General features: G+C 73.0%; 13 protein-coding genes. 8 read left to right on the top strand and 5 right to left on the bottom strand.

The features are described 5' to 3' along the window. Positions 1 to 9: 9 nt before the first annotated feature. Together B056_RS0105450 and B056_RS0105445 are read right to left on the bottom strand one after the other, a co-directional pair. The gene (locus B056_RS0105450) at positions 10 to 2,118 is read right to left on the bottom strand and encodes a hypothetical protein (protein ID WP_154676846.1); all 2,109 of its coding nucleotides are present in this window, start codon (positions 2,116 to 2,118) and stop codon (positions 10 to 12) included. After that, positions 2,115 to 3,257, bottom strand: a complete 1,143-nt coding sequence (locus B056_RS0105445) for a hypothetical protein (protein ID WP_195905839.1) — start codon at positions 3,255 to 3,257, stop codon at positions 2,115 to 2,117. Before B056_RS0105445 ends, B056_RS0105450 begins: the two co-directional genes overlap by 4 nt. Positions 3,258 to 3,524: 267 nt before the next feature. Between B056_RS0105445 and B056_RS0105440 the strand changes: the two genes are divergently transcribed. From B056_RS0105440 to B056_RS0105415, 5 genes are all read left to right on the top strand, one after another. Beyond that, a complete protein-coding gene (locus B056_RS0105440; RefSeq protein WP_154676845.1) occupies positions 3,525 to 4,283 on the top strand; it encodes a hypothetical protein in 759 nt (252 codons plus the stop codon). A gap of 82 nt (positions 4,284 to 4,365) precedes the next feature. Further along, positions 4,366 to 5,781 carry a protein kinase domain-containing protein gene (locus tag B056_RS0105430; protein ID WP_026239364.1) on the top strand — a complete coding sequence of 472 codons (1,416 nt, stop codon included), beginning with the start codon at positions 4,366 to 4,368 and terminating at the stop codon, positions 5,779 to 5,781. Between the two features lie 25 nt (positions 5,782 to 5,806). Further along, positions 5,807 to 6,934 (top strand): hypothetical protein, encoded by a 1,128-nt coding sequence (locus B056_RS0105425; protein ID WP_018500884.1) that lies wholly within the window; start codon positions 5,807 to 5,809, stop codon positions 6,932 to 6,934. 1 nt (position 6,935) lies between these two features. After that, a complete protein-coding gene (locus B056_RS0105420) occupies positions 6,936 to 9,536 on the top strand; it encodes a hypothetical protein (protein ID WP_026239363.1) in 2,601 nt (866 codons plus the stop codon). Then, positions 9,533 to 12,442: an FtsW/RodA/SpoVE family cell cycle protein gene (locus tag B056_RS0105415; RefSeq protein ID WP_018500883.1), complete on the top strand. Its 2,910-nt coding sequence runs from the start codon at positions 9,533 to 9,535 to the stop codon at positions 12,440 to 12,442. Before B056_RS0105420 ends, B056_RS0105415 begins: the two co-directional genes overlap by 4 nt. A 141-nt stretch (positions 12,443 to 12,583) precedes the next feature. Here B056_RS0105415 and B056_RS0105410 read toward each other — a convergent pair whose 3' ends face one another. Both B056_RS0105410 and B056_RS0105405 read right to left on the bottom strand, forming a co-directional pair. Then, positions 12,584 to 15,997 carry an AAA family ATPase gene (locus B056_RS0105410; protein ID WP_020572321.1) on the bottom strand — a complete coding sequence of 1,138 codons (3,414 nt, stop codon included), beginning with the start codon at positions 15,995 to 15,997 and terminating at the stop codon, positions 12,584 to 12,586. 403 nt (positions 15,998 to 16,400) lie between these two features. Then, entirely contained in the window at positions 16,401 to 17,273 is an 873-nt protein-coding gene (locus tag B056_RS0105405; RefSeq protein ID WP_018500881.1) for a hypothetical protein, read from the bottom strand. 476 nt (positions 17,274 to 17,749) lie between these two features. Here B056_RS0105405 and B056_RS0105400 point away from each other — a divergent pair, with 476 nt between their 5' ends. Further along, a complete protein-coding gene (locus B056_RS0105400; protein ID WP_154676844.1) occupies positions 17,750 to 18,013 on the top strand; it encodes a hypothetical protein in 264 nt (87 codons plus the stop codon). Between the two features lie 161 nt (positions 18,014 to 18,174). Here B056_RS0105400 and B056_RS35260 read toward each other — a convergent pair whose 3' ends face one another. After that, on the bottom strand, positions 18,175 to 18,903 hold the full coding sequence (locus B056_RS35260; RefSeq protein ID WP_035750194.1) for a TetR/AcrR family transcriptional regulator: 729 nt from the start codon (positions 18,901 to 18,903) through the stop codon (positions 18,175 to 18,177). Positions 18,904 to 19,096: 193 nt separating this feature from the next. On the opposite strand from B056_RS35260, the gene B056_RS0105385 reads away from it, so the two are divergent. Both B056_RS0105385 and B056_RS0105380 read left to right on the top strand, forming a co-directional pair. Continuing rightward, entirely contained in the window at positions 19,097 to 20,551 is a 1,455-nt protein-coding gene (locus tag B056_RS0105385; protein WP_026239362.1) for an MFS transporter, read from the top strand. A 112-nt stretch (positions 20,552 to 20,663) separates the two neighbouring features. After that, positions 20,664 to 21,086, top strand: a complete 423-nt coding sequence (locus B056_RS0105380; protein WP_026239361.1) for a helix-turn-helix domain-containing protein — start codon at positions 20,664 to 20,666, stop codon at positions 21,084 to 21,086. The last annotated feature ends 2,923 nt before the right edge of the window (positions 21,087 to 24,009 follow it).

Below are 24,009 nucleotides of genomic sequence, written 5' to 3'. Positions count from 1 at the left end.
AACCGGGTCCTATCCGGTGGGTAGCCATGCGTCGAGCCAGCGCCTGCCGGCCGGCCGCCGTCTGGCCCGCGGGTTGTCCCGCAGGTAGCGGCTGACCGCGTCGGTCAGCGCGGTCAGCCCGGGAGGCCGGCGGCGGGCGTCCGCGCCCGCCCGTACCTGGCGCACGAACGGCTCCAGGGCCTGGAGCATGAGGTCCGCCTTCGCCGGATCCTTCGGCCAGTCGGCGTCGGTGTCGCCGACGGACCGGGCCAGCGTGCTCAGGACCTGGTCGACCCGCCCGTCGACGCCCTGTTCCCGCACCAGGTCGGCGAAGCGGTCCCCCAGGGCGGTCACGTAGTCGGCTTCCATCCGGTGAATCCGGTGCCGCAACGGCCTGCCGGGCGCCTCGCCCATCATCAGCAGGAGCAGGTCGTAGTCGGCGGCTTCGCCGGCGGACCCGATCCGAAAGCCGCGGATCTCGGCGGCCCACTCCCGCTGGTGGCGTGGCGACAGGGTCGGGGCGACCCGCCACAACCACGGAGTCAGCAGGCTCACCAGGACGGGGCCGGCGCCGACGAGCCTGGCGAGCTGGGAGAGCGACAGCAGATACCTGTCCTGGCCGTCGAGCGCGGCGACGACATCCGAGACGGGAGAGCCGTCGAGCACGCCGCGGAAGAGACGCGTCCGCTCGGCGAGCTCGGGCGCGCCCTCGAGCCAGCTCAGCCAGCGTCGCGTCGACTCCGCCGCGCCGTGGTCGACGTGGCGGATCCGGGTGTGGGCGGGCCGGGCGTTGTCGGTCTGGACGTCGTCCAGGATGGCCAGGCGCATCAGCTCGAGCACGAGGCCGTCCCCCGCGACCGGGACCTGGGCGACCCGGGCCCGTAGTTCGTCGTCGAACGTCCGCGCTCTGGTGCTGCCGGGTGGCGTGCGTCCGGGGGACGCGGCGTCAGGGGGCGGGATGTCGTCCCGGGCGGTCCGTACCAGCCCGGCGGCGTCCTCCAACGCCTGTTCCCAGGCGGCCTCCCGCGCCGCGGGCTCGGCGGACTCGGTGCCGGGCCACACCCGTCGCGGGTTCAGCCGCCGGGCGATCAGATCGCCCATCGCGTCCGCGACGCCACTGCCGGTCAGTCGGAAGAGGCAGAAGTAGGCGTGCTCGGGCGGGCCGACCCGGCGCCGGCCGGCGGGGTACCCGGCGAGGTGGGCGACGAGGTCGGCCGGTGAGCTGCCCATCTGGTCGCGCAGCCGCAGCAGCAGGTTGTAGTAGTCGGCGGACGGGCCCAGCAGCTCCGCGGGGTGTTCGTGCGGGTCGCGCCAGCGCATCACCAGGTCACCCCGGCGGGGCCGGTCGGTGAAGGCGAGCCGGATGCGGTGCGCGGCGCCGCTGACCGCCCAGGTGCTGGCGGTCAGCCGGGCCCGGTGGCCGTAGGGCAGCAGCGCGGCGACCGCGTCGAGGAACCGCAGCCGTGCCCGCGCGGGCCGTTCGTCGGGCCCGGTGACCGGGGCGCCGACGATGGCCACCCGGCCGGCGAGGACGAGCGCCGCCGTCTCGGCGGCCAGCAGGAACAGCCGCTCGCCCCCGCGGGCCAGGTAGTCGCCGATGCCGGCCGGGTCGAGACGCGGCACGGCCACCGGTAGCCCGTCCGGGCCGTCCCCCGTACCCCCACCTCCCGCACCCCCACCTCCGGCGGTCCCGTCGTCACCGCGGTCGTCCGCGGTCGTCGCGTGCCGGAGTTCCGGGCCGGCCAGGGCGGCGTGCAGGCCCAGATAGGAGACCGGCGCGGCGGCGAGCGCGCTGAACGGTACGCAGAGCAGGAGCGTCCGGGCGACCCGGCGGCCCGACGCGTCGACCTCGTCGGACCAGGCGCGCTCGGCGATCCCGAGCACGGTGTCCCCGCTGCCACGGCCGCGCGGGGCGTAGCTGACCGTCACCCAGGGCAGCGCGCCCGGCAGGTTGGGCCGCTGCGCCGGGGGCGGTGTCCCCGGGGAGTACCGGTGCAGGATCGACTGGTAGGCGGACCTGCTGAAGTAGGCCTCGTTCGAACGGAGCACGACGTAGTCGGTGTAGCCGCCCCGTTCCTTGCCCATCAGCGCCCAGCCCGCCGCCAGAGTGCGATCGGCCGGGACCGGCGGTCGGCTCACGGCGCCGCGGGCTCCGGTGGCTGTGGCTGCGCCGGCTGCGGCGGCGGGTTCCGCCGGATCGCGTGCTCCAGCCACAGGAACGGCTCGAGGACGTTGATCGGCCGGATCTCCCCGCGGATCCGGGGGTGCCCGTCATCTCCCTCGGCCACGTTCCGGTAGTCGCTGTGCCGGAACAGCCGGCCCGGGCGCACGTAGAACCCGATGGACGACGTCGCGAAGTAGGACACCCGGCTCGGGTCGAAGTACTGCCGGATGACGCCGAGAACCTGTTCGGCGGTGCCCGCCTCCTGGCCTACGCACAGGGTCTCGAACAGCTCCTGGGCGTAGTCGGCGGGAACCTCGGGCAGCAGCAGCTCGTTGTCGCCGGTGAGCAGGTAGCCGGCCTGGTACGCCCTCCGGTAAACGGCCGGATCGTCGATTTTGTTGACGCAGACGGCCAGGTAGTGCGGCAGCCTGCCGTCCCGGATCCGCCCGGAGTCGTGGGACAGCCGCGCGATCTCGTTGAGGACGCGCGCGAAGTACTGGTAGGAGTTCTTTTCCTGGTACTCGATTACCGGGTCGAACAGGTAGATCAGCCCGTCGCAGTCCGCCAGTTTGCGGATTACCTCGTCGGCCTCCTCGCTCGAGGTCCGCTGGCCTTCGAAGAGCGGGATCCCCGCGTCCTCGTCGTCGTAGTACAGCTCGTTCGGGTCGTCCAGCACCTCGCCGGGATGGTTGAGGAACATGTACCCGCCGACGTCCAGCGTGTTGATCTCGAACGTCTGCTGGCCGGTGGCCAACGGACGGCGGAACCGCTCGCGCAGCCATCGGGTCAACCCGCGGTGTGGTGGGTCGGGCCGGTAGAAGAGCCACGAGAGCGGCTCGGGACCCATTGTCCCCTCAGGGAACTTCTTGTCTTTGATCAGGATGTCGATGTTGCGGCCCAGGAACTCCGACGACGTCTGGTCGGCGCCGACGACCATCCAGTCGCTGCCCGCGGACTGCTGGCCGGCGGCGATCTGCAGTGCCGCCAGCAGAGTCGTCTTGCCGCTCTGGGTGGCTCCCCACAGCCCGATCCGCCGCCGGGACGATGCCGCCGGGCCCGCCGGCACCGCCGGGCCCGCCGGCACCGGCGGGTCTGGCGGGGCGTCAGCCGCCACGGCCGGACCTCGTGTGCCCGGACCTCGTGTGCTTTTTGCTGGTCGTACTCATAGCCCCCCCGCGCCGCCCCGACCGAGGTGAAACCGCCGGCGGCCCGGCAAACCTACCACCGCTGTCATCGCCACCGGGTCGGTCGACGTCCAACCGCCCAACAGTTATCTGACCGCCGGCTGGGTGCCCCGCCGAGGGCGGTGGCTGTACCGTATGCTGACAATGCACTGTTCGTGTCGTTGGGGGGCGGCCGTGTATTCAAGTGACAGACGCGTGTGAGCGCCGAGGCGCAATGGAGACGCAGGCGGGAATGGGCGAGCCACCTGCTCGCGGGCGGTCAGCGTTCATCTGACCTGCTGGACCAGCTCGCCATGCAGACGTATGACGCAAGCCTGCGGGCGACGTACGACCGCGGCCTTGTCGCGCCCGGCTCGGTCCTGGCGCGGGTCAATCCGGATGACCACCGGCAGATCACGCAGACACTGGGGGCTCGCCGGGTCGGGCTGAGCCGGGCCGTCCGGGACACGCTGACGGCGATCCTGGAGCGGGAGGGCCGGCCGCCGGTCCGGTTCCACGACCGTTTCGTCGTGGAGCTGGAGAGCAGCACCGACGTCCGGCCAGGTCGCCCGGAGTGCCAGCCGCTGGTGCCCGTCGACCTGGGGCTGCAGGCGTACATCGCCAACCCGCTGGACCGCAGCCGGCCCCGGGCACTGGGGCCGGCCACCGACATCAACCAGGAGCTGGTCCTGCTCGTCTCGGGTCGGCGGGACCAGCACATCTCGACTCGCAGGCACGCCGCGGTGCGCGTCGATCCGCACGGTCAGCTCACGATCACGCCGTCGTCGAACCCGCGCCATGAGGTGGTCGTCGGCGAGACGCCACTGACCGAGAAGCTCGTGCTGGATCCGCACGACTGGGGGTACCCGCTGAAGGTCGGGCACACCTGGCTGGATCTCTACTGGGAGCCGGGCTGGTTCGTTCTCGGCGGGGTGCTCGGGCGGACGCCGGCAGCGCAGGCCAGGGGGCACCGGTGAACAAATATGATCATGCAGATGATCCTGCTGGCACTCCTGCTCGGGAATGTCGCGGGCGTCGCCTGGTGGGCGGTGCACCGGAATGAGTGAGCACGAGGTGCCCGAATACTACATATCCGAGAACGAAACTCCCGACTACAGCACTCCTGACTACAACACTCCCGACTACGGCACGCCCGACTACGCGGCGTCCGACTACGGCACACCCGACTACGGCGTTCCCAGTTACGGCGTTCCCGAGTACGACACGCCCGAAAGCGGCGCACCCGAGCACGAGACGCCTGAGCACGGCATACCGGGGAACGGCATGCCCGAGAACGACGAGCGTGTCACCGGCGACACTCCGGAGGGCCGTCAGGAGAGCTGGTGGGTGCGGTTCCGGTCCACCAGCGAGGTCAGCGGCCCGCCGTACCAGGTGCGGCGCGGCACGCTGGTCACCCCGGACGGTCATCGTCAGGCCGTGGCCCGCAAACTGGTCGCCCCGGCCGACGGGCGGGTGGCGGAGGAACTCCGCGGAGAGATCGAGATTCTCCTCACTCTCTGGCACGCCATGCGCCGGGACGGCCCGAGCCCCGGCCGGGGCCACCCGTACCCGGACGAGCTGGTCCGCCTGATCTGCTACGGCGAGGGCGACGCCCCCTTCCTCCTGACGACGTCGCTGCCCCGGGGCGAGACGCTGGGGCGGCGGCTGCGGAGCGGGGGACGGCTGGGCCGCGAGGAGGGCCGCCGCTTCGCGGTCAGTCTTCTCATGGGTCTGTACTGGCTGCACACCGCCGGGATCGTGCACCGGGACCTGACCCCGGAGAACATCCTCTGGGACGGCGAGACCGCCCTCATCCTCGACTTCAGCCATGCCTGCTGGGCGGGGGAACGCCGCCTGCATGTCGACACGCCGCCGTGGAGCACCCTTGATCCGCCCCGGGACGACCTCTACGCCGACCACACCGAGGACGTCTCCCGAGCCTGCCTGATCATCCTGCACCTCGCCACCGGCCAGCCGCCGGAGGCCCTGGCCGGCCTGCTGGACGGCGCCCGCGGGAACCAGCGCCGAGACGACCAGTTCGGCCCGGGCCAGTCCGGCCCCGGGCAGTTCGACACCGACCAGTTCGGGCCGGGCCAGTCCGGCCCCGGGCGGTTCGACGCCGACCCGCCCATCACAACGGAATGGTTCGACGACTACTTCTTCTCCGGGGTCTTCCGGCCCAACTCCCGGGTGACCGCGGGCGAGATGCTCAAACGGCTGGGTGCGGCACAGCCCGCGCATCGGACTCGGCACGACCCCGCGGGGATGGTGGCTGGGCTCGAGCAGTTCAAAGCCCTGCGGGACGACAAGGAACGACGCCGCACCGGGCGGGACACGCCGCCACAGCCGTCGCACGGCACCGCACCGCAGCCGTGGCCGGAAACCAGGGCGGACCAGTGGGCCCGGTACGCGATCCCGCTGATCGCGGCCCTGGTGCTCGTGGTTGTGGTCATCGTCGGTCTGCGCGGCCTGTAGCGGTAACTGGAAACGGGGGACAGCCGTGTCCGAGGTGCGATGCCCGATCTGCCTGTACGTCTTCGAGGAGTGGCCGGACGCCTACGAGGGCGAGTTCCACGAGTACAACGCCGAGCAGGAGAAGTACGAGCCCGTCGACGAGAACCTTCTCCGGCGCTTCCGGGAGGAGGACCAGGACCCGCAGCGGCGGCGGTTCCAGGCCTGGCTGGCGACCAAGTACGTGAAATGCCCCAACCCGTACAAGGACCAGCCGCACTACCTGTTCTATCCCTACGGCTGGTACGGCGAGCCGTTCATGATCGGGATGGTCGGCGCGACGGGGGTGGGGAAGAGTCATCTGCTGGCGGCGATGATCGGCCAGCTCGTGAACCAGCGCGGCCTCGACGATCTCGGCCTGTCGGTGACGGTGGCGGACCCGCGCCGACACCAGGACTACGTAACCAAGCAGGTCGACCCGCTGCTGGTCGACTCGAAGGTCCTGGCGGCCACCCAGACGCCGGACCAGCCGGTGGAGTTCATCGACGCCGTGATCGTCAGCAATCTGCGGACCGGGCGCGACCGCCTCGTCACCTTCTATGACATCAGTGGCGAGAGCTTCGTCCGTAACAAGCGCTCGGCCGACTTCGTGAACGCCGCCGGGGCCCTCGTCTTCGTCGTCGACCCGCACCACAGCGGTCTGGTGGGCGACCGGCAGAAACTTGAGGACGAGGCGTTCAACGCGGTCCTCGGTCAGCTCAAGCTCGTCGGCCGTAAGAACCTCAACACCGGTCTGTACGACGTCAACGCCGCGGTCGTGGTGAACAAGGCCGACGTCCTGCGGTTTCAGCCGCCGGTCCAGGACTGGTATCGCAAGGAACGCCTGCGGGAGTGGGTGAACCTGGACGACATCCACGACGAGAGCTCTTTCGCGTACGCGCTCCTGTACAGCCGGGACGCGACGGCCTGGCTCGCGCCCGTGCGTGAATGCCAGCGGGCGACTCTGCACTTCGCCTCGGCGACCGGGGCGGAGAAGGCCCTCGACGGGTCCGGCTCGTTCCGCCGCCGGGTTCAGCCCAACCGGGTGCTGGAGGTACTGGTGGCGGTGTTCGCGATGGGCGGAATCATCGATCGCGAAGCCTTCGTCGCCCAGCGGACCGGATCGGTGGGCGTCTGACATGGGCAGCGGCCCGGACGCCGCCTCGGACCAGAGCGATCTGATCGATCAGATCGTCTTCCACTGGGTGCCGGGGCAGCGGTCGCCACTCGGCCTGGAGGGCATCGGGCCCGCCTCGACCTCGCTCTCCGACCAGCGCCGGCTCTCCGTCTGGAACGACCGGCTGCTCGGCGCCGTCCTGGCCGGCACCGTCCCACCCGGCGCCACCTCGGCGAGCGCTGCCCCGGCTGGTGCCGCTCAGGCCGGGCCGGCGCGACCACGGATGTCGGACGGATCGCTGTGTTACCTGCGGTGCGGCCTGGCCGGGGCGGAGGCGGCCGTCATCCGCAGGGTCGTCGCGCGCGACCCGCTGGGCCGCTCGTCGGTTCTCGCGCACGCCCTCGTCGGCCCGGCGGCGCACCTCCGGCCGCTGCGGGCGCTCGCGCTGCAGGCCTGGCCGGGCTGGTTCGGTGGCCGGCGGTCCGGCGAGTCCGGGCCGGCGGCCGAGCAGGTCGACGCCCACGCCGTCAGCCAGCCGCTGGTGATGGCGGAGCTGAACACCGCGGAGGTCGGGGCGTCGTACGCGGAGCTCGACCAGGCCGCGTCCGGGCTCGGTGACCCGCTCGTCCATCTGGTGGCCGCGCTCCTGGCCGACCCGACCCGCCAGGTCAGCATCGTCGGCTATCAAGGCCGGCCTGAACCGCTGATGTTCGGCCTCATCATGGTGCTCACCAAGCTGCTGAGCCGGGTGCCCGACCATGACTGGTCGTTCTCCACCGGCGAGACGGCGGAACAGCAGTCCTCGCTGCGCCACATCTTCCTGGCCCGCACCGGCCAGTCGGACTTCGAACTGAACCGCCTGCGCGTGCGCTATCCGCCGGGGCGGCCCCCCGAGGAGTCCGGCGCCGCCGGGGAGATCGCGGCCGATCTGGTGGCGGCCTACCAGGACGGCGGGTACGCCGAGGTGGCTCGCATGATCACCGGGCCACTTCCCGAGTCGCCGGCGGACGTCGCCTCATGGGTCGTCCGTGCCTCGGGCGCGCCCGAGGCGGTCTCCCGTCCTCTCTATTCCCTGCGCAGCGTGCTGCAGGGGCGTGGCGGCGAGCGCGACCGGGCGGAGCTCGATCGGCCGGAGACCATGGACTCCCTGTGCGCGGAGCTGCGGCGCCTCGACGCGGCCGGGCTCCGATGGGTGCGGACCGGGTGGAAGCTGGGGACGACCTCCTTGCTGCCGACGTCCGCCCAGCGCGTGCGGCTGGTCCTCGGAGAGCGAACCATCGAGGCCGTTCTCGACAAGTCGCTCGGCGCGGTGCCGGACGGTGCCGCCGCGGATGGTGTCACCGTGAGTGACCATTTCGCGGTGGGTGGCGGCGCCGCCGCGGATGACAGCGGTCTCGGCAAGAACGTGGAGGTCGCGATCCAGCAGGCCGTGAACGAATGCGGCCTCGGTCCGACCGAGGTGCGGGTGGCCGTGGAAAGCTGGTTGGGCCGGTTCGAGGCCGGGCAGCCGAGCGCCGCCGGGCGGCTGCGCGCCGCGCGGACCGCCGTCGAGATCTGGGCCGAGGCCGGCCGGCCCGAACGGGACGGCCCGCGGGCCAGGGACCATTCGTCGGCTCCGCCGCCGGACTCGGCGCAACGACGGGAGTTCGCGGCGGCGCTCGAACGCCTGCTCGCTGGAGTGTCGGTGGACCACATCGCCCAGCGGCTCCCCGCCGGCGCGGACGTCCCCACCCAGCCGATCATCCTCGCGGTCACGCTGCACGTGCTCGAAATCCGGTTCCTGCAGGCCGGCCGGAGCGGTCGAAGCGCGGCCGAGCACGGGCCGGAGGCCATCAGACGGCGTGGGCGCGTCCGCCGTCACCTCACCGGTGAGCGCCTCGGTCCGCTGTGGGCGGAGCCCGAGGGGCTTCTCGACCCCGTCCCGGAGCGTCGACTGGTGGTCGACCTGCTGTTCCGGCCGGATCTCGTGGATCCGCGTGTCGCCACGGATCGTCAGTTCATCGAGGAGCTGCGCAGGCTCCTCAGACAGGGCCTCCCGTCAGGCCTGATCTCCGACCTCCTGGACGCCGCGCGGGAGACGGCCTCGGTGCGGGCCGAGCAGGTCCTTGTCGATCATGTCGTCGACCTGTGGCGGGGGTCGATCGGCCGCCCGGCGCTCCCGCCCCGCCGGAAAAGCAGACAGGCCGTCCCGGCCGGGCCGCCGCAGGCCGCACTGCCAGCCTCGACGGCTGCCCCCGGGGCGAGCGCCGGGCCGCTCGCTCCCGCGGACGGGAGCCACGCCGGTGCCCGCCAGGATCCGTGGCGAGAGGGCGGGCAGGCGCCGTACCCCTACCCGGCGGCAGCCCCGTCGGCTGGCGCGCCGGCCGGGGCCGGTCCAGCCGGCCACGGCGGCCCGGCGCAGCGCGACAACCCGGCGCAGCGCGACAACCCGGCGTACGCGGACAGCCCGGCCTACAGCGACTACGACGCGGCCGATGACGACCTGACCGCTGCCTGGAGCGGCGGCAGTCCCCTGGACCGGTCCGCGCCCGGGGACTGGATCGTCACGGTCGCGCTGGCGGCGGGGCTGCTCAGCGTGGCCGTCGTGGTCATGTGGCTCCTCGCTCAGTACCTTCTGCCGTGACGGCCACCGCCACCGGTCTCTCCGGTCGGGCGGACAGGCAGTGGTCGGCGGGTTCGCCGATGCTGCCGGGCGCCGCGGGGCCGGGCGTGCTCCTCTCCGGGCTGGTCTTCGCCCTGTGGTGGCACCGGCCGGCCATGGTCGACCCGGTGCCGGCCGTCGTCACCGTCGGTGTGCACACGGCGACCACGGTGTTTCTGCTCCGGGGCGCCCGGCGCGTCGGCGATCCGGCCCTTGTCCCGCTGGTGATCACCATCCAGGTGCTCGCGGCGATCGGCTTCGTCCTGCGGATGCGGGTCGGCGTCGAGACGTTGGGCTCCCTCGCCGCCTACCTGACCGCCGTCGGCGCCGGTGCCGCGCTGTTCTCTCTGGGCCGGTCGCTCGCGGCGGCCGACCGGCTGCCGGAGGGGCCGGCCCGCAACCGGCGGATCCAGCGCACGAACGTGGTGCTGCTCGCCCTGACAGTGGGTTCCTGCGCGCTGGCGCTGGCCAGTCCGGTCGACCGGGGTGCCCAGATCGGCCTCTCCCTGGGCCCGCTGCATATCCAGCCGACCGAGGTGTTCCGGTTCTGTCTTCTCGGCTGGATCGCCTTCCGGCTGAGGGCGCCCTCGGACGTCCCTCGCCTGTGGGGGGCCCACCGGTCGTCCCGGGCTGTCTGGATGCTGGCCGAGTACGCGCTGGTGCCGGCGGTTCTGGCCACCCTGATCTTCGTGAAACTCAGTGACCTCGGGCCCGCCGTGGTGCTCTTCATCGGCATCGTCGGCGTCGTCGTCCACGTCACCAGCCGCTGGCGTTACGCCGCCATGGCGACCGTGGGGTTCCTGCTGCTGGCCGTGCTGGCGATGATCGTCCACCTCGGGGTGCTGGGGGAGCGGCTCGCCCTGTGGAAGGACCCCTTCTACCGGGGTGGTCACGGCGCGGGAGCGACACTCCACCAGCCCGGGATGGCGCTGCTCGCCTACGCGCGCGGCGGGGTGCTCGGTGCCGGGCCGGGCCTCGGCAGAGTGGACAGCATCGGGCTGGAGCGGCGCAACGACTTCATCCTGGCGGTGCTCGGCGAGGAGTTCGGCCTCATCGGCACCCTGCTGACCGGCGCGCTCTACGTCCTGCTGCTCGTCCAGCTGTTCAGGCTCGCCCGGCGGGCCGGGGAGGAGTCCTGGCTGCGGGCCTGGCTGGTGGGGCTGTCCGTCATGTTGGCGGCCAACATCGCCTGGCCGGCGCTGGCGACGACCCGGGTACTGCCGATCTCCGGCATCACGACCCCTCTGCTCTCGGCCGGGGGCACCTCCATGCTGGTGGTGCTCGGCATCGTCGGGCTGGCGGCGGGCTGCGCCGGGCCGCGACCAGCCGCCACCGCCTCGTTCCCCGTCCACACCGCCCCCGTCGTCCCCGCCGCCCCCGCCGCGTCACCGGCCGGCCGACGGCCGTCGCGGTCCTGGCGGGCACCGGCGCTCGCCGGGCTGCTGGCCGCGGTCGCCGCCCTCTCGCTGCTGCACGCGCAGCTCCTGGCCGCCGGCCCGCGCCTGGATCGCTACGACCCGGGTGGGGGGATCGTCCGCACGGAGCGGGCGACCTTCGACCGGGGCCGGATCCTCACCGCGGACGGCCAGGTGCTCGCCGCCACCGACTGGTCCGGCCAGCTCCCGGCTCGTCGCCGGTCGTCGGCGGGCCCGCCTGTCGGAGAGTTCCGGCCGTCCTCGGGAAGCACCAGCGCCAGCGGGCTGGAGTACGCCTGGTCGATGCAGCTCGAATGCGGCTCACCACCGGGGGAGGACCGGTCCGGCCCGCACGGCGCGCTGGGACGGCGGTGCCGGCCCGCCGACCTGAGGACCTCGTACGACACCAGGATTCAGGAGGCGGCGGTCCGCGCGCTACGGGAGGCGAGGGACGCCGCCCCGGGCGCCCGCGGCGCCGTGGTGGCCCTGGACCCGCGTACCGGCGGAGTACTGGCCATCGCCGACGATGACGATCTCGCTACCTCCCCCGGAACTCCCATCCAGCCGGGCTCGGTGTTCAAAATGGTCACCACCGCCGCGATCGACCCGGCCAGACTGGGCGGCTATCACCTGGTCCCGCATTCCGACGTGCCGTTGCCAGACGGCAGGTCGTTGCGGAACTTCGGTCACGGCACCTGCCCAGCCACCACGCTGGCCGGCATCCCGGCCCTGGTGGACGCGTTGCGCGAGTCCTGCAACACCGCTTTCGCCCTGGTCGGCAAGGACCTCGGCGCGGAGCGCATCGCTCACGCGGCCGCCGCCCTCGGATTCGGGACGCCCGGCTCCGCGCCGGCGGGCCGGTCCGCCTGCGCGGCTCTCGGGCTGGCGCCCCGCGGCGACGACTTCTGCGACCTGGACGGCCTGCCGCTCGCCGTCTCCTCCATCGGATCCCGGACCGCGGACGGCAGGCCCTGCCTGGTGGAGCAGCTGGCGCTGGGCCAGGCATGCGTCTCCGCCACGCCGCTGCAGATGGCGCTGGTCGGCGCGGCGGTGGCCGAAGGCGGCGAGCTGCGTCCGCCCCACACGGTCGCCCAGGTCGAACGGGATGGCGCGGTGCTCTGGCGGGCACCGGCGGCCCGGCCCCGGCCGGCCATCCCGGCGGAGAACGCCGCCGTGATCAGAGATGGGATGGTCGCGGCCGTCCAGGCGGGGACGGCGACCAGAGCCGCCGTCCCCTGCGCCCAGGTGGCGGCGAAGACGGGGACGCCGGAGGTCGGCGCCGACCCGGCCAACCTGGACAACGATGCCTGGACGGTGGCGTTCGCCCCGGCCCGGGACCCGGTGGTGGTGGTGGCGGTCTATCTCAAAGCACCTCCCGGCGGTGATCTCACCGGCGGTGGGAACGCGGCCCCGCCCGCCGCGACGGTCCTGCGGACCGCGCTGGTCGCCCTGGGGACGGCCGACCACTGCTGATGCGTATGAGCGGACGTCGACTCGACGGCACCTGGTGACCGTTCTTCCGCCCCGCGCCAGGGTCGCTTTCGGGAGCGGGCCAGGCCCCGGGCGGGCATCGGTTCCGCGATTCCCGCACCGGGCGTCGCCGTGGTGCGACGGTCAGTGGCCGGTCGGCGCCCGTTCCAGCCCGGCCAGCAGTTCCTCGGCGCGGTGGGCGAACAGGTGGGCCTCACGTTCGGTGGACAACGCGCGGGCCCGCTCGGCGGCGGCCCGCACGGCGGCGGCGGGCTCGCCACGCGCCTGCGCCAGCCGGGCCCGCAGCAGGAGGACCAGGCCCTCGGGGTAGCGCTGGCCGTAGGTGTCGAGGACCGAGTCGGCCCGGTCAAGGGCGGCGGCCGCCTCGGCCGGCCGCCCGGCCGCCAGCCACATCTCGGCGAGCAGCCCGTACCAGGTGGCCAGGCCCGAACGCGGCGGGTCGAGCAGGGCGGCGATGATGATCCGCTCGGCCTCGGCCGCCGCGCCGGCCGGGTCCTCGCCGGCGACGGCTCGCGCCCAGCACCGGGCCAGCCGCTGGTAGCTGCCGAGGAAGACGAAGGAGAACTCCGGGTCCACCGCGATCCCGCGTTCCGCCGCGCGCAGCGCCCAGGCCGGATCGCCGGCCAGCGCCGCCACCGTGACGGCGAACGCGGCCCAGACCGTGATCGCGTAGGAGTCGTCGCCGGCGGTGGTCTCCAGCCTTTTGAGGAGCACCCGCGCCCCGTCGACGTCACCGTGCAGCGCGGTGTTCAGCGCGAGCATCACGGGGGAGAGCAGCTGCAGGTCGTGCCGCAGCGGGTCCTCCTCGCGCTGGGCCAGGCCGTCGCGCACGATCGAGTTGGACTGGCTCAGGTACCGCACCGCCTCGCCGATGTCGCCGACGTCCCACTGGTGGATGCCCCAGGCGTGCCGGCCGTACGCGCGGACGACCGGGTCGGTGGACATCTCGCTCTCCTCGAGCAGCCGGCGGGCCAGCCGCCCGGCCTGGTCGAGCTGGATGCCCTGGGAGCAGGCGGCCCACCGGGAGAAGAGGAAGTCGGCGGCCTCCCGTTCCCGGCCGAGGCCCCGAGCCAGATGCTCGGCCCGTTCCAGCAGGTCGGCCGTGGAGCCGACGTAACCGGACCGCATCCCGACCGCCGCGGTGAGCTGCGAGAGCGCGGACAGCTCCAGCTCCGCCAGGTGCGCCGTGCGCGCCACCCGTGCCGCCGACACCAGCTGCCGCGCGGCGGCGTCGAACGCCGACTTGGCCGCGGCGCGCCGCCCGGCCCGTTCCAGCGCGCCGGCGGTCCGGGCCGGGTCCGCCAGCGGGCCGGCGGCCCACAGATGGTGGGCGAGGCGTTCGGCCACGGACTCGCCGTCCGCGCCGGAGCGCTCCAGCGCGTCCGCCACCCGCAGGTGCAGCCGGGTCGCCCGCGCCGGCGCCGTCGTCCGGACGACCGACTCGCGGACCAGGTCGTGCGCGAAGCGGAACGAGAACGGGTTGCCGGGCGCGGGCTCGAACAGACCCAGCGCGTCCAGCGGTTCAAGGCGGTCGATGCAGGTCTGCACCGCCAGGTCGGACACCGACGCGAGCAGCCCGAGATCGACCTCCCGGCCGATCAGCGCGGCGATCTGCACCAGGCCTCTGGCGTCGTCGTCGAGCCCGGCCATCCGATCCCGGACCACGTCGCGCACGGTGGACGGCACCCCGGCCCGGGCCACGGCGTCCTCGGTGATGTCCCCGCCCTCGGCCAGGAACCGGGCCAGCTCCCGGACGAAGAAAGGATTGCCGGCGGTCCGGGCGTGGATGCCGCGAACGACACCGGAACCCGGGACCTGGCCGGTCTCCCGGTGGACGAGTTCGGCCACCTCCGTCGGGCCGAGCGGGCCGAGCCGGATCCGCCGGTGCCGGGACAGCCGGCTCGCCGCGGCCAGCATCCGCGACAGCTCCGAACCGGACACCGGAACACGGTCCCGCAACGCGCCGATGACCGTGGTGCTGTCGGGCAGCCGGGCCGCCAGATGGCTGAACATCTGCAGAGAGGCGACGTCGGCCCACTGCAGGTCGTCGACGACGAGCACCACCGGCCGGCGCGCCGCGACCTGGCCGACGAGCGCGACGACCCGCTCGAACAGCCGGAACTGGGCGCCGCTGTCCGGCAGCACCGGTGTGTCCGCCACGACCGGCGCCGAGGGGACGGTACCCCGGGGCTCCACGAGGCGGCCGAGCTCACCGGCATGCCACTCGTCGCGGGCCGCCGCCGGCAGGCCGTCGAGGACCACCCCGACCGCCTGCACCCACGGCCACATCGAGGGTGTCCCGTCACCTTCGAGGCAGCCGCCCCAGACGACGAGCGCGCCGCGCCGGTCCGCCTCGGCGCCGGCCTCCTCCAGCAGGCGGGTCTTGCCGACCCCCGGTTCGCCCTCGACGACGACGAGCCCCGCGCCACCGGCGAACGCCGCGTCCACCGCGTGGCGCAGCGTCGCGAGCTCCTCGCCCCGGCCGATCAGGCCGTCGGTGTGCGCCGTCCCGGGCGCCGGCACCCACGGCCGCCCGGCGGGCGTCTCCCCGGCCCGGCCGACGAGCGGGGGCGGCCCGGTCGGTGGCTGCCCCGGCGGGGCACCGCCCGTCGCGCCGGTCACGCCCGCGGCCTCCGCCGTCCCGGTGCTGTCGGTGTCGTTCGCGCCGTTCGCGCTGTCCGCGCCGGCGGAGGCCGTGGCGCCGGCGGTGTCGGCGGTGTCGGCGGAGGCGGTGGAGGCGGTGGACGCCGGAGGCTGACCCAGGACCCGCAGGTGCGCGGCCCGCAACGCCGGTCCGGGATCGATGCCGAGTTCCTCGGCTAGCCGGTCCCGGACCGTCCGCAGCACGGACAGGGCTTCCGCCTGTTGACCGGCGGCGGCGAGGGTGAGGGCGAGGCTCGCCTGCACGGTCTCGTGCAGCGGGGCCATTCCCGCGGCCAGGCGCAGCGGCGCGAGCACCCGCCCGGGCTGGCTCCGCGCGACCGCGACCGCGAGTTCGGCGGCAGCCACACAGGCGTCGAAGAACTCGCCGTTGAGCGCGGCGAAGACGGACGTCGCGCCCGATCCGTGGGCCAGCCCGTCGCCCGCGGGGCCGTGCCAGCACCCCAGCGCCTCCGTGTAGCGGTCGAGCGCCCCGTCGAGGTCCTGCCGGGCGAGGCGTTCCTGCGCCGCCGCGACGAGTTCCCGGAAGGCGACGACGTCCAGCAGGTCGGGGCCGGCCGCGAACAGGTAGCCGCCGCCGCGCCGCAGCAGGTACGAGCCGGTTCCGCGGGTGGGCAGCGTGGGTTCCAGCAGCCGCCGCAGCGCGCCGACGTACTTCTGCAGGATGTTGACCGCCGAGGCGGGGACGTCGTCGTCCCAGATCAGGTCGATCAGCTCGCTGGTGCTGGTCGGCCGGCCGGCGCGGGCGAGCAGCAGCGCGAGCAGGTACGCCTGCTGGCGGGGCCCGGCGTCCAGCTCGGCACCGTCGCGCCACAGCCGCAACGGACCGAGAATCTGGAGGCACAGCTGCCCGCCGGACGATGGCCGTACTGCCACGCCTGTTCCCACTCCCGAAGGGATGAACGCCGCGACGGGCGCTCTCCATATGATCTTAGTGTTTTCCCGCCCCGCCCCGGTCCGCGCCGGTCCGCGCCGGTCCGCCCCGGTCCGCGCCGGTCCGGCCGGACCGGGGCGGGAGACGGGGATCGGGTGGCGGGGACGGCTTCCGCGCCTGCTCGCGCAGGCCGTGCCGGACGTGGAAGCGCCGCAACGGGGCGGGCCGTATTCAGCTGTTTCCGATGCCTCCGGTTACCTTAGGTCGACGCCCTTGACAGAGAGTGCACGCTTAGTGGATTCGTCGTCCCGGATCGGCCCGCGCGTGCGAACAGCCCACAGATCGTCAACTACCGCCGGGGCGGTCAGTCGGGTGAGCCGGAGTCGTGGGAACCGCGGGAGTCGCTCACCGCGGCGAGGTCGCCCGGCGCAGAACGCGCACCGGCAGCGACGCGCGGCCGGACACCCAGACGTGCCGTTCCTCATAAGGCCACGCGTAGATCGGGCTGCCGTCCCGGATGAGGTCGCGTAGCCCGGGAAGACCGAGTTCCAGGGCGGACCACTCGTACAGCTCCCGCAGCCGTGGCTGGATCACGTCGTAGTCGAGAAACCGCCCGAGGCCATGCTCCGTCACCAGGTAGTCCCGCAGATTCTCGTCGGGCGGATAGCGATCGGGAAGGACCCGCCCGAGCGAGAGAAAGATTCCCGCCATCCCGAGCCGCGGATCACCGACGGCCCGGCCCAGGACGGCGAACCTGCCCAGTGACAGCCGCGGTGCCGCGACCAGCGCGTGCGCATACAGAACACGGAGCAGGACGACGTTGAGAAAGAAGCGTTCGGCCGCCGGTTCCAACTCGGCGAGCGCCCGGTTGTCCAGGTAGGCGGAGACGATGCTCGCGTTGTGGGCGCGATACCAGCTCCAGGGGGTCGGCGCGCTGATGAACGCCGACCACAGGTCGATCGCCGGGGAGGACGGCTCCCCCCGCAGACCACCCGAGCGCGCCATGGCCTCACAGCCGTCCAGCAGCAGCCGGTCGTTGACCTTCCGCCACCATCGGCTACCCGGCGGGTCCGCGTCCGGGGGATTGAGCACCCCACGCTCGATCTGCCAGTGCATGAACGACACCGCCGCCCGTCGGAAGGGCAGGTGCCGCGGCGCGCGCCCGACCGGTCCGTGATAGGTCCGTGACAACAGCGCCATCCGCCCCCGAGGGTGATCGCGCACCTCGGCGACCTGGGCCGCCGCCCACTCCGCGGCGGCTCCCGCCATCGGCTGCATCCCGGAAACCTCTCCCTGTCCGCGGTCGGGGTCAACGAGTACCCGGAACCCGGCGACGCGTCCCGCCGACGCGCGCGGCGCGACGCCGCCGGGCGCAGGGCCGTCGGGCGCAGGGCTGTCGGGCCCGGCCGATCCACGGTTACGGCGAGCGGAGTTCGTCCGGTTGCCCCGGGCGGGACGGCGGCCGTCGAGCCGGGCGCCCGGGGCTCGTGGTGACGGTTGGGAGTGTCGTGGTGGCTGACGGTGGACACTGGGCCACGATCGGGGCGAGCCCGGGGAGCTACGTGATCGGAACCCGCCGGGACCCGCGGGCGACGCGCAGTCGTTGTGATCATGATGTGCGGCCTTGGGGCCTCGCGGGCGGTGGCGGGGTGGGCTGCTGCGCGGGCGGTGGCCGGTGCGGCAGGCCACCTGAGAGAGAGGCCGGATGTGGGCGTGTTCGGCCCACGGCAGCGAACCTCGACGCGAGGACGTCCATGAGGGCACGGGTGGCGGGGAGGCGTCGCGTCGCCGGGCTGTTCGCCCCCGCGATCAACCACGTCACCGGCCCGGGTCCGGCCGATGTGGCGGTGGGTGACCTGGCGGGGGACGGCAATGACAGCCTGGCCGTCGCCAACACCGGGAACGGCACGGTGTCGGTTCTCCTGGGCGACGGTGGCGGCACCGCCCGGGAGACCGGGCCGGCCCCGGCTGCCGGCGCGGCCACGGCTGGATCACAGGGGGCCTCGACGTGTGCCTGACCCTGGTCGAGGCCGACCGGCGTGCAGCGCCCCGTCGGCGGGTCTCCGATCGTCAGGCCGGGCCTCGGCTCCACGGTGGTCTCCACGCCGCAGGACGCCGCGGCCACCGTGATCACGGGAATGGCCCGCGGTGTCGCCGCGCTCGGCACCCGCGAACCAGGTCAGTGCGGTGGCCGCTGACCCTGTTCGAGCGCGCCGCCGGCGGCGTGGCAGCCCAGCTCGCCGGTCGTGGTTCCCCCGGGCGGGACCGGTGTCACCGGGGCCTGCCACAGCCCGACGATCGCGTCGATCAGGCTGGTGGCGAGGGCGTCCCAGCTCGGTTCGTGAGTCGGGGTGCCCTCGGCGAGGGCGCGTTCACGTTCGACGCACATCTGCGTGATCAGGTGACGTGCCATGGCCCACCGGACGGCGCGGATGTCGGCCGGCAGGTCGGGCAGACACGGGTTCAGGCCCACCAGGAGCAGGCGCAGCGAGGCGGATCTGAGTGACTCCTCGACGGTGACCCGGCGCAGGGCGGGGTCGTTCACGACCTGGGCGCGGAATCGCGCGTACCAGGTGGGGCTGCCCAGGGCGGTCAGGTGCTCGGTAGACGGGCGGACCAGGCAGGCCACCCAGTCGCGGAGGTCGGCGGAGCCGGCGGCTTCGGCGACCAGGGTCACCCGGATCCGCTCCATCTGGTCGGCGTGCCGGCGCGCGATCGCGCGTACCAGGTCGGCCTTCGTGCCGAAGTGGTAGCTGACCACGGCGTTGTTGCTCTGCCCCGCCGCCTCGCTGACCTGGCGGTTGGAGACCGCGTGCATTCCGCGCTCGGCAAACAGTCGTTCCGCGGTGTTGAGGATCATCTCGCGGGTCGCGCTGCCCCGCTCCGGCCGCACCGCCCTGCCCGTCATCGACCTCACCCACCATCGTCGTCACCGTGCGCACCGCCATCGTCGCCATGAGCACCGTCTTCGTCGCGGTGCGCGCCGGTCGTCGCCACATGATCGCCGTCACCTCCGGCGCGAGGGTCAGTCATTTGATTTACTCCAGTAAATCGAATGAATTAATTGATCTTATGCTGCTCTCGCGGTCGGAGGCTCGTCTGTGTCCCACTCCGTTGCCAGCCCCGCCGATCTTGCCAGGCCCGCCGGCGCCGTCGCGTCCACGGCGCCGCGGCCGGGGGTTGTCGTAGCGGTTCTGTCGTTCTCGGGGATCGTGGTCGCGTCGATGCAGAGCCTGGTGATCCCGCTGCTCCCCGAGCTGCCCCGGCTGGTGCACGCGTCGGCGTCCGGGGCGGTGTGGGCGATCACCGCGACGCTGCTCGCCTCCGCCGTCGCCACCCCGGTGGCGGGCCGGCTCGGGGACATGTACGGCAAACGGCGCATGCTGCTGGCCAGCCTCGGCCTACTGGTGGTCGGCTCGGCCGTCGCCGGGCTGTCCACCACCCTGATCCCGCTGGTCGTCGGGCGGACACTGCAGGGCCTGTCGGCCGGAGTCATCCCACTGGGGATCAGCATCATGCGCGACGAGCTGCCACCCGAGCGCCTCGGTTCGGCGACCGCGACGATGAGCTCCTCGCTCGGCGTCGGTGGTGCCGTGGGGCTGCCCACGGCGGCCCTGATCGCCGACCACGCCAGCTGGCACCTGCTGTTCTGGGTCTCGGCGGGGCTGGGGGTCCTCGCCACGGCACTCGTGCTGTGGCTGGTCCCGGAATCCCGGGCCCGCACCGGCGGGCGGGTCGACCTGGTCGGCGCGGTCGGGCTGTCGACCGTGCTCGTGTGCCTGCTGCTGGCGATCTCCCAGGGGGCCGACTGGGGCTGGGGCAGCGGCCGCACCCTCGGGCTGGCCGTCGCGGGTGTCGCGGTCCTGCTGGTGTGGGGGCGCTGGGAGCTGCGCGCGCGGCAGCCGCTGGTGGACCTGCGCACCAGCGCGCGACGTCAGGTGCTGGTCACCAACCTCGCCTCGATCATGTTCGGGGTGGCCACCATGCCGGTTCGGCTGGTGCAGCCCCAGATCCTGCAGCTGCCCACCGCCACCGGCTACGGACTGGGGAAGTCGCTGCTGGTCACCGGCCTGGTCCTGACGCCCACGGGCCTGGTGATGATGGTCGTCTCCCCGCTGTCCGCGCGCATCTCCGCCGCCAGGGGGCCGAAGACGACCCTGATGGCCGGCGCCGTCCTGATCGCCGCCGGTTACGGCCTGGGAATCGGGCTGATGTCCGCCATCTGGCAGCTCATGATGGTCACCACCGTCATCGGCGCCGGGATCGGGCTCGCCTACGGCGCCATGCCGGCGCTCATCATGGCGGCGGTCCCGATCTCCGAGACCGGCGCCGCCAACAGCCTCAACAGCCTCATGCGGACCGTCGGCGCCGCCATCGCCAGCGCGGTCGGGGGAGCCGTACTGGCCGGCATCACCATCACCGTCGCCGGGGTCACCGTCCCCGGGCAGAACGGCCTGCGGGTGGCCATGGTCATCGGCGGGGCCGCGGCCCTGCTCGCCCTGGCCATCACCACGTTCGTGCCCCGCCGCCGTCCGCTGGCCCCCAGCGACGCGTGAGCCCGCGCCGACCGCACCCCGCCGCCCGCACCCCGCCGGCGTGCGGCTCCTTCCTCAATCGCATTTATCGTTACCTATAATTCCGTTATAGAGGTCGTGTTAAGGTTCGTTTGTGGAGCTTCTCTACTCGGTAGAGCAGGTTGCCGATCTGCTGAGCCTGCATGTGCGGACAGTGCGCGGATACGTGCGTGGCGGGCAACTGAAGGCGGTGCGGATCGGCAAGCAGTACCGCATCGCGCACGAGGATCTGGAGGCCTTCACCGGTCGTTCGCTGTCGTCGCCAGCCCGGGAGACGGTCGTGCGCGAGCGGCACGTCGAGGTGTCGAGCATCGTCGAGGTCGAGGCGGTCAGCCCCGACACGGCGAGCCGGGTGAGCACCCTGCTCACCGCCGCGACCGCCCATCGCCGCGACACGCCCGTGCGGATCGAGACGGTCTACGACGCCGAGCGAGCCCGCATGAAGATCGTTATCCTGGCCGGGATCGACGACACCGTGTGGCTGCTCGAGCACGCCAAGGCGGTCCTCGAGTCATGACCGCCATGGGAACAGATCCGGCGGCGTTACCTCGAGATCCTCGACGACTGGCCGGTGCCGGCCGAGCACCTGCGCCTGTCCATGGGGGAAGGGGTGACCTTTGCCGTGGCGTCCGGCCCCGCGGGCGCGCCGCCCCTCCTGCCGCCGCACGGCGCGGGGAGCAACTCGGCGGTGTGGATGGGTGACGTCCCGCTGTGGGCGGAGCACTTCCGCGTCCACGCGGTCGACCTGATCGGCGAGCCGGGCCTGAGCGAGCCCGGACGTCCCCCGCTGAACCCCGAGGCCCGTGCGCGACGGCTCGACGACGTGCTCGGGGCGCTGGGGATCGTGCGCGGCCGTCGTCGGAGCGTCGCTCGGCGGGTGGCTGGCGCTGGACTACGCGAGGCGACGGCCGGACCGCGTGGAACGCCTCTTCTCGGCGATACAGACCGCCACCGGCCTGGAGACGCCGTGTACCCAGGAGTTTCTCGACTACATGGTGCTGACCCACCGTCATTTCAAACCCCGTACCGAGCGTCTGCCGGTGTTCTCCGATGACGCCCCGCGCCGCTTGGATCTGCCGATACCTGTGATCGTCGGTGACCGCGACGCGCTGCTCGACTTCCGCGAGACCGTCGGCCGGGTGACCCGTACCCGTCCCGCACGCCACCGCCACGGTTCTCCCGGCCTGGCACACAGCCATCACCGGCCAGACGCGGCCCATCCTCGACCTCCCGCTCGACTGATCCGCGAGAAGGCGGGCGGTGCGGCGTTGACGGCCGTGTCGAACCCGGGGGAATCGACCTCGGGGGAGAAGCGCACCGCCGACCTGTGGCTCAGTCACGCCCGCAACCGGGGCCGGACTGGAGGAACCTCGGCGGATCCGTCGGAGTCATCCGCGTCACGCACGCGGCCCCGGGCCTCGGGTCGCCCGGCGTGGCCGTGGCGACAGGGACCGCGTCCGGGGCGGCGAGCAGCAGCATGAACGCGGCCAGCTGGGCCAGGTCGGCCCAGCTGGCTCGAACCGGAGCGCCGCCCTCATCCGGGCCCGCGCGGAAGGTCCGACGCCGTCGTGGAGCCGCGGTCCACCGCCTATGTCCCGTCATGCGTGTCTACTCCCTCCGCCGCAGGTCCGTGGCCTGGGTGTACCCGCCTCACCTCCGGCACACTCCGAAGTCGGACGGGTGCGGAAAGTGTCGATGGGGGGTGTGGACCCCGGGCGGCTCCGGGTAAGTCCTACAGCACCCTGTCCCCGACGACACAACCCAAGCCGGCGGTGCCTTTTGCCGAGCCAAGGTTTGGCGCGGCGATTGGCCAGGATGATATTCGGCAGATCTTTTCTCATTCTCTCGACATTCTTTTCGCATCTGACGGGGACACTGACGAGCGGGCCGTGCATCGCCCTTCTCCATCTGATGGTTAAGCGTAGGCCGCCGTTCAGCGATCAAAGCCAAGTAGTCGTGGTTCCGGCGGCGGCCCTGCCAGAAAATGAGTAGAGGAGTGTCATGACTCTGAACAAGAGCCGCGTTTATGCAATGCTAGCCACGGTTCCGGCGGCTGTGACCTTCGCATTCGCAGCACCCGCCTCTGCTCAGACCGCGGTTGGCGGGCCGACCGTCGGTGGCACGACCGTCGCCGATGGCGGTGGCACCGCGGTCGGTGGGCCGACCGTCGGTGGCACGACTGTCGCCGGTGGTGGCGGTGGTACGGCGGTTGGCGGGCCGACCGTGGGTGGTACGACTGTCGCCGGTGGTGGCGGTGGTACGGCGGTTGGCGGGCCCACTGTGGGTGGTACGACCGTGGCCGGTGGTGGCGGTGGTACGGCGGTTGGTGGGCCGACCGTGGGTGGTACGACTGTCGCCGGTGGTGGCGGTGGTACGGCGGTTGGCGGGCCGACCGTGGGTGGTACGACTGTCGCCGGTGGTGGCGGTGGTACGGCGGTTGGCGGGCCCACTGTGGGTGGTACGACCGTGGCCGGTGGTGGCGGTGGTACGGCGGTTGGTGGGCCGACCGTGGGTGGTACGACTGTCGCCGGTGGTGGCGGTGGTACGGCGGTTGGCGGGCCGACCGTGGGTGGTACGACTGTCGCCGGTGGTGGCGGTGGTACGGCGGTTGGCGGGCCCACTGTGGGTGGTACGACCGTGGCCGGTGGTGGCGGTGGTACGGCGGTTGGTGGGCCGACCGTGGGTGGTACGACTGTCGCCGGTGGTGGCGGTGGTACGGCGGTTGGTGGGCCCACTGTGGGTGGTACGACCGTGGCCGGTGGTGGCGGTACGGCGGTTGGCGGGCCGACCGTCGGTGGTACGACTGTCGCCGGTGGTGGCGGTGGTACGGCGGTTGGCGGGCCCACTGTGGGTGGTACGACCGTGGCCGGTGGTGGCCGTGGTGTGGCGGTTGGCGGGCCCACTGTGGGCGGTACGACCGTGGCCGGTGGTGGCCGTGGTGTGGCGGTTGGCGGGCCCACTGTCGGCGGTACGACGGTTTCGCGGGGTCGTGGTGTGGCGGTTGGCGGGCCCACTGTCGGTGGTACGACGGTTTCGCGGGGTCGTGGTGTGGCGGTTGGCGGGCCGACCGTGGGTGGTACGACCGTCGCCTCCGGCCGAGGCGGCGGCGTCTCGATCGGTGGCATAGCGGTCGGCGGGCCGACCATCGGCGGTACGACCATCGGTGGCGCCGGTGGCACGGCGGTTGGTGGGCCGACCGTGGGTGGTACGACGGTGGCCGGTGGCCGCGGTACGGCGGTTGGCGGGCCGACGGTGGGTGGTACGACCGTCGCCGGTGGCGCTGGCGGTACGGCGGTTGGTGGGCCGACCGTGGGTGGTACGACGGTGGCCGGTGGCCGCGGTACGGCGGTTGGCGGGCCGACGGTGGGTGGTACGACCGTCGCCGGTGGCGCTGGCGGTACGGCGGTTGGCGGGCCGACCGTGGGTGGTACGACCGTGGC

The sequence above is a fragment of the Parafrankia discariae genome (genome assembly GCF_000373365.1).
In the GTDB taxonomy this organism is placed as follows: domain Bacteria; phylum Actinomycetota; class Actinomycetes; order Frankiales; family Frankiaceae; genus Parafrankia; species Parafrankia discariae.
Note: the sequence above shows the minus strand (reverse complement) of the source record. Positions and strands in the feature narration are given on the sequence as shown.